Annotated in this window: 16 protein-coding genes; 7 read left to right on the top strand and 9 right to left on the bottom strand. The window is 64.6% G+C overall.

The window, feature by feature from the left end:
• Nucleotides 1-63: 63 nt before the first annotated feature.
• A complete protein-coding gene (gene mscL, locus ABEA02_RS10545) occupies nucleotides 64-492 on the top strand; it encodes a large conductance mechanosensitive channel protein MscL (RefSeq protein ID WP_345532897.1) in 429 nt (142 codons plus the stop codon).
• Between the two features lie 61 nt (nucleotides 493-553).
• Here mscL and ABEA02_RS10540 read toward each other — a convergent pair whose 3' ends face one another.
• From ABEA02_RS10540 to gatC, 9 genes are read right to left on the bottom strand one after another with little or no spacing between them, the layout of a single operon-like run.
• On the bottom strand, nucleotides 554-892 hold the full coding sequence (locus ABEA02_RS10540) for a hypothetical protein (RefSeq protein ID WP_345532896.1): 339 nt from the start codon (nucleotides 890-892) through the stop codon (nucleotides 554-556).
• A complete protein-coding gene (locus tag ABEA02_RS10535) occupies nucleotides 889-1575 on the bottom strand; it encodes a response regulator transcription factor (RefSeq protein ID WP_345532895.1) in 687 nt (228 codons plus the stop codon). Before ABEA02_RS10535 ends, ABEA02_RS10540 begins: the two co-directional genes overlap by 4 nt.
• Before the next feature lie 46 nt (nucleotides 1576-1621).
• Nucleotides 1622-2263, bottom strand: coding sequence for an MBL fold metallo-hydrolase (locus ABEA02_RS10530; RefSeq protein WP_345532894.1), 642 nt, complete (start codon nucleotides 2261-2263; stop codon nucleotides 1622-1624).
• Nucleotides 2264-2274: 11 nt separating this feature from the next.
• Nucleotides 2275-3012, bottom strand: a complete 738-nt coding sequence (locus ABEA02_RS10525; RefSeq protein ID WP_345532893.1) for a pteridine reductase — start codon at nucleotides 3010-3012, stop codon at nucleotides 2275-2277.
• A complete protein-coding gene (locus ABEA02_RS10520; protein ID WP_345532892.1) occupies nucleotides 3009-3338 on the bottom strand; it encodes a DUF1840 domain-containing protein in 330 nt (109 codons plus the stop codon). Before ABEA02_RS10520 ends, ABEA02_RS10525 begins: the two co-directional genes overlap by 4 nt.
• A 7-nt stretch (nucleotides 3339-3345) precedes the next feature.
• The gene (locus tag ABEA02_RS10515; protein ID WP_345532891.1) at nucleotides 3346-4056 is read right to left on the bottom strand and encodes a hypothetical protein; all 711 of its coding nucleotides are present in this window, start codon (nucleotides 4054-4056) and stop codon (nucleotides 3346-3348) included.
• A gap of 30 nt (nucleotides 4057-4086) precedes the next feature.
• Complete coding sequence (gatA, locus tag ABEA02_RS10510; RefSeq protein ID WP_345532890.1) at nucleotides 4087-5541, bottom strand: Asp-tRNA(Asn)/Glu-tRNA(Gln) amidotransferase subunit GatA; 1455 nt, start codon at nucleotides 5539-5541, stop codon at nucleotides 4087-4089.
• The gene (gene lpcA, locus ABEA02_RS10505) at nucleotides 5538-6122 is read right to left on the bottom strand and encodes a D-sedoheptulose 7-phosphate isomerase (RefSeq protein ID WP_345532889.1); all 585 of its coding nucleotides are present in this window, start codon (nucleotides 6120-6122) and stop codon (nucleotides 5538-5540) included. The genes gatA and lpcA overlap by 4 nt, the downstream gene beginning before the upstream one ends.
• Nucleotides 6123-6125: 3 nt before the next feature.
• Nucleotides 6126-6413 carry an Asp-tRNA(Asn)/Glu-tRNA(Gln) amidotransferase subunit GatC gene (gatC, locus tag ABEA02_RS10500; protein ID WP_345532888.1) on the bottom strand — a complete coding sequence of 96 codons (288 nt, stop codon included), beginning with the start codon at nucleotides 6411-6413 and terminating at the stop codon, nucleotides 6126-6128.
• Nucleotides 6414-6555: 142 nt separating this feature from the next.
• Here gatC and ABEA02_RS10495 point away from each other — a divergent pair, with 142 nt between their 5' ends.
• The 6 genes from ABEA02_RS10495 (at nucleotide 6556) to ABEA02_RS10470 (ending at nucleotide 13723) form a co-directional block, all read left to right on the top strand.
• Nucleotides 6556-7599, top strand: coding sequence for a rod shape-determining protein (locus tag ABEA02_RS10495; protein ID WP_345532887.1), 1044 nt, complete (start codon nucleotides 6556-6558; stop codon nucleotides 7597-7599).
• A gap of 109 nt (nucleotides 7600-7708) precedes the next feature.
• Nucleotides 7709-8965 carry a rod shape-determining protein MreC gene (gene mreC, locus ABEA02_RS10490; protein ID WP_345532886.1) on the top strand — a complete coding sequence of 419 codons (1257 nt, stop codon included), beginning with the start codon at nucleotides 7709-7711 and terminating at the stop codon, nucleotides 8963-8965.
• On the top strand, nucleotides 8962-9483 hold the full coding sequence (mreD, locus tag ABEA02_RS10485) for a rod shape-determining protein MreD (RefSeq protein ID WP_345533631.1): 522 nt from the start codon (nucleotides 8962-8964) through the stop codon (nucleotides 9481-9483). The genes mreC and mreD overlap by 4 nt, the downstream gene beginning before the upstream one ends.
• Before the next feature lie 128 nt (nucleotides 9484-9611).
• The gene (gene mrdA / locus ABEA02_RS10480; protein WP_345532885.1) at nucleotides 9612-11498 is read left to right on the top strand and encodes a penicillin-binding protein 2; all 1887 of its coding nucleotides are present in this window, start codon (nucleotides 9612-9614) and stop codon (nucleotides 11496-11498) included.
• 12 nt (nucleotides 11499-11510) lie between these two features.
• A complete protein-coding gene (rodA, locus tag ABEA02_RS10475; protein ID WP_345532884.1) occupies nucleotides 11511-12653 on the top strand; it encodes a rod shape-determining protein RodA in 1143 nt (380 codons plus the stop codon).
• The gene (locus tag ABEA02_RS10470) at nucleotides 12650-13723 is read left to right on the top strand and encodes a septal ring lytic transglycosylase RlpA family protein (RefSeq protein WP_345532883.1); all 1074 of its coding nucleotides are present in this window, start codon (nucleotides 12650-12652) and stop codon (nucleotides 13721-13723) included. The genes rodA and ABEA02_RS10470 overlap by 4 nt, the downstream gene beginning before the upstream one ends.
• Nucleotides 13724-13745 lie beyond the last annotated feature (22 nt).

Below are 13745 nucleotides of genomic sequence, written 5' to 3'. Positions count from 1 at the left end.
CTTTCAAATTTTCATGAACTAACGCACCGAACACGGTGCGGACCAAGCGAGAGGAGAAGTCAGATGAGTTATGTGTCCGAATTCAAGGAGTTTGCACTCAAGGGGAATGTCGTCGATCTGGCGGTCGGTGTGATCATCGGCGGTGCCTTCGGCAAGATCGTCGACTCCATGGTCGGCGACGTCATCATGCCCATCGTTGGCGCTGTCGTTGGCAAGATCGATTTCTCCAACCTCTTCATCGTGCTGGGCTCCGTCCCCGCCGGCACCGCCAACACGCTCGACGCGCTCAAGAAAGCCGGCGTACCCGTACTGGCCTATGGCAACTTCATCACCATCGCCATCAACTTCATCATCCTCGCCTTCGTCATCTTCATGATGATCAAGCAGATCAACCGCCTCAAGCGCGAAGCCCCGGCCGCGCCCGCCGCCGAACCGGTGACGCCCGAAGATGTGGTGCTGCTGCGCGAGATCCGCGATGCGTTGAAGAAGTAATTCGTACCGCACCAATGAAAAACGCCGACCAGCTGGTCGGCGTTTTTCATTCTAGGTCATCTCACTTCGTCAATAAATCCGTAACGCCAACCGCAGCGACGAGGCCAACAGCCAACCAACACGAAAGACGCAGCTTGCGCGCAAGCATGCTCCCTTGGGCAACGAGCACCGGATCATTCAGCTGCTTGTACTCACCGGTCCTCAGACTCCGGAATTGTTCAAGCTGGAAAGCGTTGTTACCTCCATCATCCCTGTTCAGGACGCTACTACTCTCGCCTTCGCGTCCAGTACTAGCAGCCACCTTCTCGCAATAGAGATGGAACTGTCGCAGCATGGGTATGGAAAACGCTGCGTAAGCAACACCGAGGATCAGAAGCACCCATAAGGTAGTGCTGGTCACGACTCCACTCGCTCCAGCCGATATCCGTAGTTGTAAGTCGGCGTCAGCCGGTAACCATTCTCGGGTCGCAGCTGCAGCTTGCCGCGCACGCGCGAGATGTGGGTGTCTACGGTGCGCGTTGCCAGATCCGGCGAGCGGCCCCAGACGGCTTCGAGCAGGTGGCCACGCGAGAGGAGCCGCCCGAGGTTGCGGAACAGGAAGACGGCGAGGTCGAATTCCTTCTCGGTCATCTCGATCAGTTCGCCATTGAGCTGGATGCGCTTGGCGTTGGTGTCGATGAGGTAGGGCGGTAGTTCGAGACTGGCTTCGGGTTCGCGCGGTTTGGCGCGGCGCATGACGGCCTCGATGCGCGAGAGCAGGATGCGCTGACTGACCGGCTTGACGATGTAGTCATCGGCGCCGATGGCAAGGCCGGTGACGATGTCATCTTCCGACTCACGCGAGGTGACGAAGATGGCGGGCGTCTGGTCGTTACGTTCGCCGCGCAGCCAGCGCAGGAAGGATTCGCCGGTCTGGTCCGGCACCATCCAGTCGAGCACGTAGAGGTCGACGCTCTCGCGCGATGCGAAGCGGATCAGGTCTCGCGTCAGCGCGAAGTGATGCACGTCGTGCCCCTCGGCTTGCAGCCAGGCCAGCATCAGGGCCGATTGCGTGGCGTCGTCTTCAAGCAATGCGATTCTCATGGCGCGTCCTGGACGATTTGTAAAATTCCGTGTCTTCGACTGTAACTCAAGAGCCCTCGCCGACAAAAGGGTTGCTGCGGCGCTCTGTGCCGAAATCCGACATCGGCCCGTGGCCGGGGATGAAGGCGATATCGTCTCCCAGCGGGAAAAGCTTGTTGCGGATGGCATGAATCAGGTCGGCGTGGTTGCCACGGGGGAAGTCCGTACGACCGATAGAGCCGGCGAAAAGCACATCACCGACAATTGCCAGCTGGCTGGCGACGTGGTGAAAGACGACATGGCCCGGCGTATGGCCGGGGCAATGGATGACGGCTAGCGTTTCCTTGCCCACCGTCACCGTGTCGCCGTCTTCGAGCCAGCGTGTCGGTTCGAAGTCTTCGGCGGGCGGAAAGCCGAACATGCGGCTCTGTTCGGCGAGCGCGTCTATCCAGAAGGCTTCGTCGCGTTGCGGGCCTTCGATGGGCACGCCCGCTCTGGCCGCCAGGGTGCCGGTGCCGCCGGCGTGGTCGATGTGGCCGTGGGTGAGCAGGATCTTGCTGAGTTTCAGGCCGCGCTGGGTGATCGCCGCTTCGATCTTGTGCAGGTCGCCACCGGGGTCGACGACGGCACATTCCTGCGTTTCGTCGCACCACAGGATGCTGCAGTTCTGGGCGAACTGGGTGACGGGGATGATGTGGTACTTGAGCATGGGATGCCGGATCAGAGATGCGCCGTGCGCCCGCCATCCACAGCGAGCACCTGGCCGGTGACGTAATGCGCTTCACGCAGCAGGAAGCGCACGGCGACGGCGATGTCGTCGGGGCTGCCTTCGCGCTTGAGCAGGGTGTGCTGCACGATGGCTTCGCGCTCGGCACTGGGGAACTGGCCGTCTTCGGGCCAGATGATCGCGCCGGGTGACACGCCGTTGACGCGCACTTCGGGCGCCAGCTCGATGGCCAGTGCCCGCGTGGCGCCGAGCAGGCCGGCCTTGGCCGCCGAGTAGAGCGGATAACCGGCAAGCGGGCGTTCGGCGTGCACGTCGATGATGTTGACGATGGCGCCGCGTGCGGCCTTGAGGTGTGGTGCGGCAGCCTGGCTGAGCAGCAGCGGCGCCTTGAGGTTGCTGCCCACGAGGTCGGCCCAGGCCGCTTCGTCGATGTGGCCCAGTGCGGTGGGGAAGAAGCTTGACGCGTTGTTGACCAAGCCGTCGAGGCGGCCGAAACGGGCGACGACTGCATCAATGAGTCGGGGCAGTTCGGCCGTGTCGAGCAGGTCGGCGCGGAAGGTGGCGGCCGACCCGGCGCGCTGGGCGTTGAGCGTCTCGCACAGGGCATCGGCATCTGTGGCCGAGCTGCGGTAGTGCACGGCGATGTGGCAGCCGGCGGCATGCAGGTGGCGCGCAATCGCGGCGCCGACGCGGCGTGCCGCGCCCGTGACCAGCACGACCGGCGCGGTCATGTCGCCTCCCAGGTCACCACCGCGTCTTCTGCCAGCGCGCGACGCAGCAGGTTGGCGAGTGGCACGATGCGCTGCGACAGGCTCACGTGGGCGGCCATGCCGCGCGGCGTTTCCGGGTCATCTTCATCGGGCGCATTCTGTTTGCGCTGGGCTTCGTGCTGCGCGAAGGCGGCATCCAGCGCAGCGATGGCGGCCGGCAGCTGCGCGACGGTGACGATGCCGCGTTTGTCCTGCGGATCCTTGCCCAGGATTTGCAGCATCTGCTGGCCGATCGTGCCCAGCATCAGGACGTCGGCATCGGCGGCGGAGCGGAAGGTGATCAGCATGGGGCGTTCATTTCAGGTCAAGCGCGGGGATGTCGGGCCGCAGGGTGGCAAGCATTTCGGGCGTCCACTTGCCGGCCAGTTCGCAAGAGAGCACGGAGCGGCCCGAATCACCGAAGGGGCGGATGACCAGCCAGCGGATCGGCACCTGCTCGGTCGGGAAGTCTTCGTCGGCACTGCATGATACCGGCTGCCAGCGCGCGCCCTCGACCCTGTCGGTGGCGGGCTGGCCGTCAGGCGTCTCCCAGCGCTCCTGGATGCAGAAGACGTCGGGCTTCTGCGCACTGCTCGCGGTGATACGGCGACCGATGGTTGGTGCGTGGCGGATCAGTGTGTCGCGGACATCGGCGGGGCTGGCGTCGATATAGAAGCCCCAGCTGAGGAAGCCCACTTCAAAGCGCGCAAAGCGCGACCAGTGCGACAGATCGGCATCGAACCAGCCGGTAACCGGCAGGGCGTCGAAGCGGTGTGTGCGACGAAAATCCAGCATCGCCGGGCTGCCGATGCCTTCGGGAGGCTGGCGACTGTCGACGGCGAAGCTGGCCAGCTTGCCCTTGTGGCGGAAGGATTTTTCACTACGCCAGCGCGGTGCATCGGCAGCCAGTGCGCGGAACAGGCTGCCGTCGCAGGCCGCATGCGCCGCCAGCACGCCGGTGCTGCGTTGTGCAGCGGCGGGCAGGGTAAGCAGTGCGGTCAGCAAGGCAACGAGGCAACGGACCATGTGGCTTTACTCCTGCCGCGAGCAGCGGCGTCAGCTTTGGGGTGGCGACTTGAGATGCCAGTCGGTGGCTTGTTGCAATTGGTGCGCCACATTCAGCAGGCGGGATTCGGCAAAGTAATTGCCTATCAGCTGCAGGCCCACTGGCAGGCCGGTCGACGAGAAACCGCCCGGCGTCGATAGCGCCGGCAGGCCGGCGAGGTTGACGGCGATGGTGTAGAGGTCGGCGAGGTACATCTGCACCGGGTCGTCGGCCATCTTGCCGAGTTCCCAGGCAGCGGTCGGTGCCACCGGACCGGCGATGACGTCGCATTGCGTGAGGGCCTGCTGGAAGTCCTGCGCGATGAGGCGGCGCAGCTGCTGGGCCTTGATGTAGTAGGCGTCGTAGTAGCCATGCGACAACACGTAGGCGCCGACGAGGATGCGGCGCTTCACTTCAGCACCGAAGCCCTCGGCACGGCTCTTCGAGTACATCTCGGCGAGATCCTTGTACTCGGCAGCACGGTGACCGTAGCGCACGCCGTCGAAGCGGCTGAGGTTGCTCGACGCCTCGGCCGGCGCGATGACGTAGTAGGCGGGAATCGCGAGGTGGGTGTTGGGCAGGCTGACTTCGACGGTCGTGGCGCCCAGCTTCTTCAGCTCGGCGAGGGCGTTGTCGATAGCGGCGCGCACATCATTGGCGAGACCTTCGCCGAAGTATTCCTTGGGCAGACCGATGCGCAGCCCGGCCAGTGGCTTCGCCAGGTCACGCGTGTAATCCTCTTTGGCGCGCTCAAGGCTGGTCGAGTCGCGCGTATCGAAACCGGCCATGTGGTTGAGCAGGATCGCGCAGTCTTCGGCGGTGTGCGCCATCGGTCCACCCTGATCGAGCGAGCTGGCGTAGGCGATCATGCCGTAGCGCGACACCACGCCGTAGCTGGGCTTGATGCCGGTGATGCCGCACAGGCCTGCGGGCTGGCGGATAGAGCCGCCGGTGTCGGTGCCGGTCGCAGCGGGCACCATGCCAGCCGCAATCGCGGCAGCCGAACCGCCCGAGCTGCCGCCGGGCACGCAGGCGGTATTCCAGGGGTTCCTGACGGCGCCAAAGTACGAGCTTTCGTTGGTCGAACCCATCGCGAACTCGTCGAGATTGGTCTTGCCCAGGCTCACCGCGCCGGCCGCCTTGAGCTGGCTGACGACGTTGGCGTCGTAGGGGCTGACGAAGTTGGCGAGCATCTTCGAGCCACAGGTGGTCAGCACGCCTTCGGTACAGAAGATGTCCTTGTGCGCGATCGGCACGCCCGCCAGCGGGCCGGCGGTGCCGGCGGCGATGGCCTTGTCGGCGGCATCGGCGGCGGCCAGCGCACCGTCACGGTCGACGGTGATGAAGGCGTTGATGCCGGGGTTCGTCGCGTCGATGCGGGCGAGGTAATCGGTCACCAGCTCGCGGCTGGAGATCTTCCTGGCGGCCAGGTCGGCGGCGAGGGATTTGAGGGTGCGGAGACTCATTTTGCCTGTACGTAGCCCAGCCCGATTTCGACGTGGTCCATCAGGGCGTGGATGAACTTGATATGGATTTCCTGGATGCGGTCGGCGTAGCCGAAGTGCGGCACGATGATCTCGGCGTCGGCGAGCCCTTTCATCTTGCCGCCATCCTTGCCCATCAGCAGGATCACCTTCATGTCGCGCGCCTTGGCTGCCTTGACGGCGGCCAGGATGTTGGCCGAGTTGCCCGAGGTGGACAGCCCCAGGAACACGTCGCCCGGGCGGCCGAGGCCTTCGACCTGGCGGCTGAAGATGAACTCGAAGCCGTAGTCGTTGCCCACGCAGGTGATGTGCGAGGGGTCGGAAATGGCGATGGCAGCGAGGGCAGGGCGGTTGTCGCGGTAACGGCCGGAGAGCTCTTCGGCGAAGTGCATGGCGTCGCAGTGCGAACCGCCATTGCCGGCCGAGAGGACCTTGCCGCCGGCCTTGAGGCAATCGACGAGGATGTCGCCGGCCTTGTCGACCTCGGCCAGCAGGGCCTTATCGGCCATCACGCGGGCCAGCAGTTCGGCGCCTTCGGCGAGGTGTTGGGCGAGTCTGGACATGGCTTACTCGATGACTTTGGGGACGAGGTAAAGGCCGGCTTCAGCCTCCGGCGCCACGGCCTGGAAGGCATCGCGGCGGTTGGATTCTGTCACCGCGTCAGGACGCAGGCGCTGGACGACGTCCTGCGGGTGCGACATGGGCGCGACGCCGGTGGTGTCGACCGCCTGCATCTGGGCAATCAGGCCGAAGATGCCGTCGAGTTTGGCGCGGGTGGCCTCGGCGTCTTGCGGGGTCAGTTCGATGCGGGCCAGGCGCGCAATGCGGGCCACTTCTTCGAGAGAAAGAGACATGACGGGCGGGGAAAACAGGTATCCAGGAGGCTGAACGGCAGGGGCCAATAGGGTAACATAGCCGACTATTTTGACCCCCCGTGCGGCCTCGACGCGCGGGCCGGGCCTTCCGTCAAACCCCACCGCATTCCTTGGGACCTACATGTTCGGACTCCTGCGCTCCTATTTTTCCAATGACCTGGCCATTGACCTTGGCACGGCCAACACCCTGATCTACGTGCGCGGCAAAGGCATCGTGCTCGACGAACCTTCGGTCGTCGCCATCCGCACCGAAGGCGGCCCCAACCAGAAGAAGACCATCCAGGCCGTTGGCCACCAGGCCAAGCAGATGCTCGGCAAGACGCCCGGCAACATCACTGCCATCCGCCCGATGAAAGACGGCGTGATCGCCGACTTCACGGTCACCGAGCAGATGCTCAAGCAGTTCATCAAGAAGGTGCACGACTCGCGTCTGTTCTCCCCCTCGCCCCGCATCATCATCTGCGTGCCTTGCGGTTCGACCCAGGTGGAGCGTCGCGCGATCCGTGAATCGGCGCTGGGCGCTGGCGCATCGCAGGTCTACCTCATCGAGGAGCCCATGGCCGCAGCGATCGGTGCCGACCTGCCGGTGGCCGACGCGACGGGCTCGATGGTCGTCGACATCGGTGGCGGCACCACCGAAGTGGGCGTGATCTCGCTGGGCGGCATGGTGTACGCCGGTTCCGTGCGTGTCGGTGGTGACAAGTTCGACGAAGCCATCGTCAATTACATCCGCCGCAACTACGGCATGCTGATCGGCGAAACCACCGCCGAGGCGATCAAGAAGGAAATCGGCTCCGCTTTCCCCGGTAGCGAAGTGCGCGAAATGGAAGTCAAGGGTCGCAACCTCGCAGAAGGCATCCCGCGCAGCTTCACGATCAGCAGCAACGAGATCCTCGAAGCACTGACCGAGCCGCTCAACGCCATCGTGTCGGCGGTCAAGAACGCCCTCGAAAAGACCCCGCCGGAACTGGGCGCCGACATTGCCGAACGCGGCATGGTGCTGACCGGTGGCGGCGCGCTGCTGCGCGACCTCGACCGTCTGCTGATGGAAGAGACCGGTCTGCCCGTGATCGTGGCCGAAGACCCGCTGACCTGTGTGGTGCGCGGCTCCGGCATGGCGCTGGAGAAGATGGACAAGCTGGGTTCTATCTTTGCCAGCGAGTAAGCACAGGTCTCCCGTGCTGTGGGCGGCCTGGCCGCCCCAATGCAGGCATCAGGCCGCCGCAGTTCCGGGCGGTCTTGCTTCTTCCACCTTCCTTGCTTCGCACTGAGCAATGGCCGCAGTTTCCGGATATCAGCCGCCACCGTTCTTCCGCAGAGGCCTGCCGCCCTCGGCCAAGCTGACGCTGTACCTCGCCATCTGCCTGACCCTGCTGATCGGTGACTTGCAGATGCGTTACCTCGACACGCTGCGTCAGGGTGTGGCCATCCTCACCTACCCGCTGCAGATCGCGGCGGCGACGCCGGCCGAGTTCACGCGCAATGTGTCGAACTATTTCAATGGCCTGATTACCCTGCAGCGCGAGAACGAGCGGCTGCGCACAGCCCAGCTCAAGGCATCGAAAGAGCTGCTGCGCGACAGCCAGCTGGAGGCGGAGAACGAACAGCTGCGCGGCTTGCTGGCGATCCGCGAGCGCGTGAAGGTCAGCTCTATCGCTGCAGAAATCCTGTTCACGGCGCGTGATCCCTTCTCGCGCAAGGTCATCCTCGACAAGGGCGGCAATGCGGGCATCGAGTCCGGTCTGGCCGTCGTCGATGCCGAAGGTGTGATCGGCCAGGTGACGCGGGTCTTCCCGCTCCACGCCGAAGTGACTTTGCTCAGCGACAAGGAACAGGCCATCCCCGTGCTCATCGAACGCAGTGGCCTGCGCGCTGTGATGTTCGGTACCGGTTCTGGCCTCATGGAGCTGCGTTACCTCGCGGCCAACGCCGACGTGCGCGTGGGCGACCGCATCGTGACGTCCGGTCTCGACGGTGTCTTCGTCAAGGGCCTGCCCGTGGCCACCGTGATTCGTGCCAGCCGTGATGCGGCGGAATCTTTCGGCCGCATCCTCTGCCTGCCCATCGGTGGCGTGGAGAAGAGCGGGGCTGTGCTGGTGCTCGGCCGTGCCGGTGGGGTGCCGGGGCGCCCGCCCGAGGTCTACGATGATCCGCGTCGTACGCTGGCGGGCCGTGTCGGGCGCCGGGATGACTCATCGTCGTCCGCTGCGTCGTCTGCCGCGTCGGGCGCTTCGTCTTCTGAAGCATCGGCGGCTTCGTCGGTGAACGCTTCTTCCGCTGCATCTGCCACGGCAGCGTCGAGCGCGCGTGCCTCGTCCGCAGCCAGTTCCGCTGTGGCCTCGAAGGCCGCAAGCTCTGCAGCTTCTTCGGCCGCTGCCGCGTCCAGAGCTTCGTCATCGCGTGTGGCGTCTTCCGCGAGCAGCGCCGCTTCGTCGAATGCTGCCTCTTCGCGTGCGGTACCCCCGCCCGCACCGGCTTCTGCTCCTGCAGCACCGACTGCCGCCAACACCGCGCAGAGAGAGAGGCCCTGATGCTCAATCACCGTTCGAGCCGCATCCTGCTGCCGGTGCGCATGAACTTCGTGTTCATCACGCTGGTCATCGCGCTGACGCTGCACTTCATCCCGATGGGCAGTTTCTACGCGATTCCCGACTTTGTGGCCCTGGTGCTGGCTTTCTGGTGTGTGCGTGAGCCGCTGCGCGTGGGCATGGGTACTGCTTTCATCCTCGGCGTTGTCGTCGACGTCGCGCACGGGGCTGTGATGGGCCAGCACGCCACGGCCTATGTGCTGCTTGCCTATGCCAGCATCATCATGTCGCGTCGCCTGTTGTGGTTCGCACCGACGGCCCAGGCTCTCCACATGGCGCCTCTGTTCCTGATGACACAGATCGTGATGCTGGTGATCCGACTGCTGGTTGGCGGTCGTTTCCCGGGCTGGGAGTACTTCTTCTCCAGCTTCACAACGGCTGTGTTGTGGGTGCCCGTGCATTACCTGCTGTTGCTGCCGCAGATGCGCCCGATTGATCGTGACGACAATCGTCCGATCTGAGTGAGGAGCCAGGAGTGAGGAGTGAGGAGTTGAAGTCAGAGGGCTGCTGTGCAGCCCGAGGTGTGATGCGGCAACGCACGGGGGCTGATTTTGCTCCTCACTCCTTACTCATTACTCCTCTCTGATTCATGGAACTCAACGCCCCAGAACAGGAACTCTCCCGCTTCCGCGCCCGTGTGGCCGTGGCGGGCGTGTTCGTGCTGATCTGCTTCGGCCTGCTCGTCGCGCGTTTCGTCTACCTGCAGATCGTCAAGCACGACTACTACTCGACGCGCGCCGAAGAGAACCGCATCTCGCTGGTACCCATCGTGCCCAACCGCGGGCTTATCGTCGATCGCAACGGCGTCATCCTCGCGCGCAACTACTCGGCCTATACGCTGGAAATCACGCCCTCCAAGGTGCGCAACCTCGAAGCCACCATCGACGAGCTGGGCGAAGTCATCGACATCCAGGCCAAGGACCGCAAGCGTTTCAAGAAGCTGCTAGATGAGAGCCGCAACTTCGAGTCCCTGCCAATCCGTAACCGCCTCAGCGACGAAGAGGTGGCCCGTTTCATTGCCCACCGCTACCGTTTCCCCGGCGTCGAAATCAAGGCGCGATTGTTCCGCCAGTACCCGCACGGCGAGCTGGGTTCGCACGCCCTGGGTTACATCGGCCGCATCAATAAGAGAGAGGCCGAGCAGATCGAGGAGGACGAAGATCGCGCGGCCAACTACCGGGGTACCGAACACATCGGCAAGACGGGTCTGGAGCAAAGTTACGAGAAGTACCTGCACGGCATCACAGGTTTCGAGCAGGTCGAAGTCGACGCCGCAGGCCGTGCTGTGCGCGGACTCAGCCGCACGCCGCCGGTGCCCGGCGACAACCTTGTGCTGACGCTGGATGCCGAGCTGCAACGCATAGCCGAAGACGCCTTCGGCAGCCGGCGCGGCGCGCTGGTCGCCATCGAGCCCGGCACGGGCGGTGTGCTGGCCCTGGTGTCCAAGCCGACTTTCGACCCCAACCTGTTCGTCGACGGCATCGACCCGCAGAACTGGGGCGCGCTCAACACCTCGCCTGACAAGCCCTTGCTGCACCGTGCCATCTATTCGGCCTATCCGCCGGGCTCGACCTTCAAACCCTTCATGGCGCTGGCAGCGCTGATGACGGGGAAGCGCACGCCGACCCAGGCCATCTCGGATCCCGGTTACTTCGTGTTCGGCAACAACACCTTCCGCGACGACAAGAAGGGGGGGCATGGTTCGGTGGACATGGTGAAGTCCATCGTCGTGTCCTGCGACACCTACTACTACATGCTCGCCAACGACATGGGCATCGACCTGCTGTCGTCCAGCATCGGCCAGTTCGGGTTCGGTTCGCGCACCGGTATCGATATCGAGGGCGAGGCTGAGGGCATTCTGCCATCGCCCGCCTGGAAGAAGCGCCGCTTCAAGAAGCCCGAGCAGCAGAAGTGGTATGCCGGTGAGACCATCTCGATCGGTATCGGTCAGGGCTACAACGCCTACACGCCGCTGCAGATGGCGCATGCGATGGCCACGGTGGCAGCGGGTGGCGTGATGTACAAGCCGCACATCGTCCGCTACATCGAAGATGCACGCAGCGGTGCGCGCACGGTGGTCGAGCCTACGCCGATCAAGACCATCCCGATCCAGAAAGAGCATCTCGACGTGATCTTCAAGGGACTCGTCGAGGTGAACAAATGGGGGACGGGTGCGCGTGCCTTTGCCAAAGCCGAGTACACCGCGGCGGGCAAGACCGGTACGGCCCAGGTCTACTCCCTCAAGGGTGCCAAGTACGAAGCCTCCAAGATCCACGAGACCCTTCGCGATCACGCGCTCTACATCGCCTTTGCGCCAGCCGAGGCGCCGAAGATCGCGCTGGCCGTGATCGTCGAGAACGGTGGTTTCGGCGCCGAGTCTGCAGCGCCGATTGCGCGCCAGATCCTCGACTATTACCTCGTCGGCAAGCGTCCGGCGGGTCCGGCGCCTGAACAATCCGGCGCTGAAAGCGAATAGGACGGGACGACGATGCACTTCCAATTCGACCCCGCCCGCTGGCTGCGCCACCTGTTCGCGCCCATCGACCCCTGGCTGTGGGGCATCCTCATCAGCATTCTTGGCGGCGGTTTCATCGTCATGCTCAGCGCCTCGCCCGAGCGCCTCAACGCCCACCTCATCAACCTGGCGGCGGCCCTCATCGTGATGGTGGTGGTCGCGCACACGCGCATGCAGCGCCTGCATAGCCTGGCGCTGCCGCTGTACGTCGTCGGCGTGCTATTGCTGGTCGCCGTCGAGTTGTTCGGCGAGACCTCGAAAGGTGCGACGCGCTGGCTCAACATCGGCATTGCGCGTATCCAGCCGTCCGAGCTCATGAAGATCGCCATGCCGCTGATGCTGGCCTGGTACTTCCAGAAGCGCGAGGGCAGCCTCAAGGTGCGCGACTTTCTCGTCGCCACGGCCCTGCTGGCAATACCCGTAGGGCTCATCGCCAAGCAGCCAGACCTCGGCACGGCCCTGCTGGTGGTGGGTGCCGGCGTGTTCGTGATCTTCTTCGCCGGCCTGTCCTGGAAGCTCATCGTGCCGGTGACCGTGCTTGGCGTTTCGGCCATCGTGGCGGTGATCATCTACCAGGGGCCGATCTGCGAGCATGGTGTCGAGTGGCCTGGCCTGCGCGAGTACCAGAAGCACCGCGTGTGCACCCTGCTTGATCCCTCGTCCGACCCGCTCGGCAAGGGCTTCCACACCATCCAGTCGACGATTGCCGTGGGCTCGGGCGGCGTCACCGGCAAAGGCTGGCGCGAAGGCACGCAGGCGCACCTCGACTTCCTGCCCGAGCGCCATACCGACTTCATCCTCGCCGTGCTGTCCGAGGAATTCGGCCTGCTCGGCGTGATCGCCCTGCTGGTGCTCTACGCCATGCTCATCGCGCGCAGTCTGGCCATTGCGGCCAATGCGCCCAATCTCTTCGCGCGCCTGCTCGCTGGCGCCATCACCATGACCTTCTTCACCTATGCGTTCGTGAACATGGGCATGGTCAGTGGCATCCTGCCCGTGGTGGGGGTGCCCTTGCCCTTCGTCAGTTATGGCGGCACAGCGCTGGTGACGCTCTGTCTGGGCGTCGGCATGCTCATGAGCATCAGCCGTAACCGCCGCCACGGCAGGCGGCAATGAAGTCGCTGCTCCTCGCGGCACTGGTCTTGCTGCTGAGTGCTTGCGCCAGTACGCCCGGTCCGGTGGAGACGCGTCCTGCCCCACCTGCTCGTTCTGCCCCGCCGACGAGCCCGACACCGGCCCCCGCTCCTGTGACCAGTCCTGCACCCGCGACGCGGCCCGTACCCCCGCCTGCCAACCCCGGCAATGAACCATCTACTCCGGGCAAGGGGGGCTACTACCTTGACGACGGCCCCGGCGCCAACCCGCCAGCCGACATGGCCAGCATTCCCGACGCCCAGCCGCGCAAGGAGCCCCTGCACCCGCGCGCCAACCGGCCCTACGTCGCGCTCGGCCAGAGCTTCACGCCACTGCTCGACGCCAGCGACTACAAGGCACGCGGCATTGCCAGCTGGTACGGCAAGCGCTTCCACGGCAAGCCCACGTCCAGCGGCGAGCCCTACGACATGTACGCGATGACGGCGGCGCATCCGATCCTGCCCATCCCCAGCTACGTGCGGGTCACGAATGTACAGAACGGCAAGTCCGTGATCGTGCGCGTCAATGACCGTGGCCCGTTCAAGAAAGACCGCTTGATCGACCTGTCCTACACGGCTGCCTGGAAGCTGGGCTACACCGGCAAGGGCTCGACCGAGGTCGAGGTCGAGCTTGTGCGGCCCGACGACTCGCCGCCAGTCGTGGCAGAGGCCTCGGGCACGGCGCCAGTTGCGGTTGCGGAAGTTCGCGTTGCCGAGGCACCCGCTGCGGTGACATCTGTCGTGTCCGCGCCAGCTCCTGCGTCTGCCGTATCACCGACTCCGGCTCCTGCAGCCACCACGCCTGCTGCAGCGAGCGCACCGGCAGGTATCTACTTGCAGCTGGGCGCTTTCAGCACGCTGGGTAATGCGGAAGGCTTCCGCGATTACGCGCAGCAGGAACTCAAGGGCCAGCGCCAGACCCTGCACATCGTGCCTGACGGCACGCGCTATCGCCTGCAACTCGGTCCGTTCGCCGATGTGAGCAGCGCACGCGCGGCTATCGAAGGTGTGACGAAAGCGCTCAAGCTCACGCCCTTCATTGTTCAGCGTTGAACACGCAGCATGACCGCTCGCG

The sequence above is a fragment of the Viridibacterium curvum genome, from assembly GCF_039544165.1.
In the GTDB taxonomy this organism is placed as follows: Bacteria; Pseudomonadota; Gammaproteobacteria; order Burkholderiales; family Rhodocyclaceae; genus Viridibacterium; species Viridibacterium curvum.
Note: the sequence above shows the minus strand (reverse complement) of the source record. Positions and strands in the feature narration are given on the sequence as shown.

Coding starts and splice junctions, on each gene's coding strand:
- mscL (WP_345532897.1), top strand. CDS start 64: ATGAGTTATGTGTCCGAATTCAAGGAGTTTGCACTCAAGGGGAATGTC.
- ABEA02_RS10535 (WP_345532895.1), bottom strand. CDS start 1,575: ATGAGAATCGCATTGCTTGAAGACGACGCCACGCAATCGGCCCTGATG.
- ABEA02_RS10530 (WP_345532894.1), bottom strand. CDS start 2,263: ATGCTCAAGTACCACATCATCCCCGTCACCCAGTTCGCCCAGAACTGC.
- ABEA02_RS10525 (WP_345532893.1), bottom strand. CDS start 3,012: ATGACCGCGCCGGTCGTGCTGGTCACGGGCGCGGCACGCCGCGTCGGC.
- ABEA02_RS10520 (WP_345532892.1), bottom strand. CDS start 3,338: ATGCTGATCACCTTCCGCTCCGCCGCCGATGCCGACGTCCTGATGCTG.
- ABEA02_RS10515 (WP_345532891.1), bottom strand. CDS start 4,056: ATGGTCCGTTGCCTCGTTGCCTTGCTGACCGCACTGCTTACCCTGCCC.
- gatA (WP_345532890.1), bottom strand. CDS start 5,541: ATGAGTCTCCGCACCCTCAAATCCCTCGCCGCCGACCTGGCCGCCAGG.
- lpcA (WP_345532889.1), bottom strand. CDS start 6,122: ATGTCCAGACTCGCCCAACACCTCGCCGAAGGCGCCGAACTGCTGGCC.
- gatC (WP_345532888.1), bottom strand. CDS start 6,413: ATGTCTCTTTCTCTCGAAGAAGTGGCCCGCATTGCGCGCCTGGCCCGC.
- ABEA02_RS10495 (WP_345532887.1), top strand. CDS start 6,556: ATGTTCGGACTCCTGCGCTCCTATTTTTCCAATGACCTGGCCATTGAC.
- mreC (WP_345532886.1), top strand. CDS start 7,709: ATGGCCGCAGTTTCCGGATATCAGCCGCCACCGTTCTTCCGCAGAGGC.
- mrdA (WP_345532885.1), top strand. CDS start 9,612: ATGGAACTCAACGCCCCAGAACAGGAACTCTCCCGCTTCCGCGCCCGT.
- rodA (WP_345532884.1), top strand. CDS start 11,511: ATGCACTTCCAATTCGACCCCGCCCGCTGGCTGCGCCACCTGTTCGCG.
- ABEA02_RS10470 (WP_345532883.1), top strand. CDS start 12,650: ATGAAGTCGCTGCTCCTCGCGGCACTGGTCTTGCTGCTGAGTGCTTGC.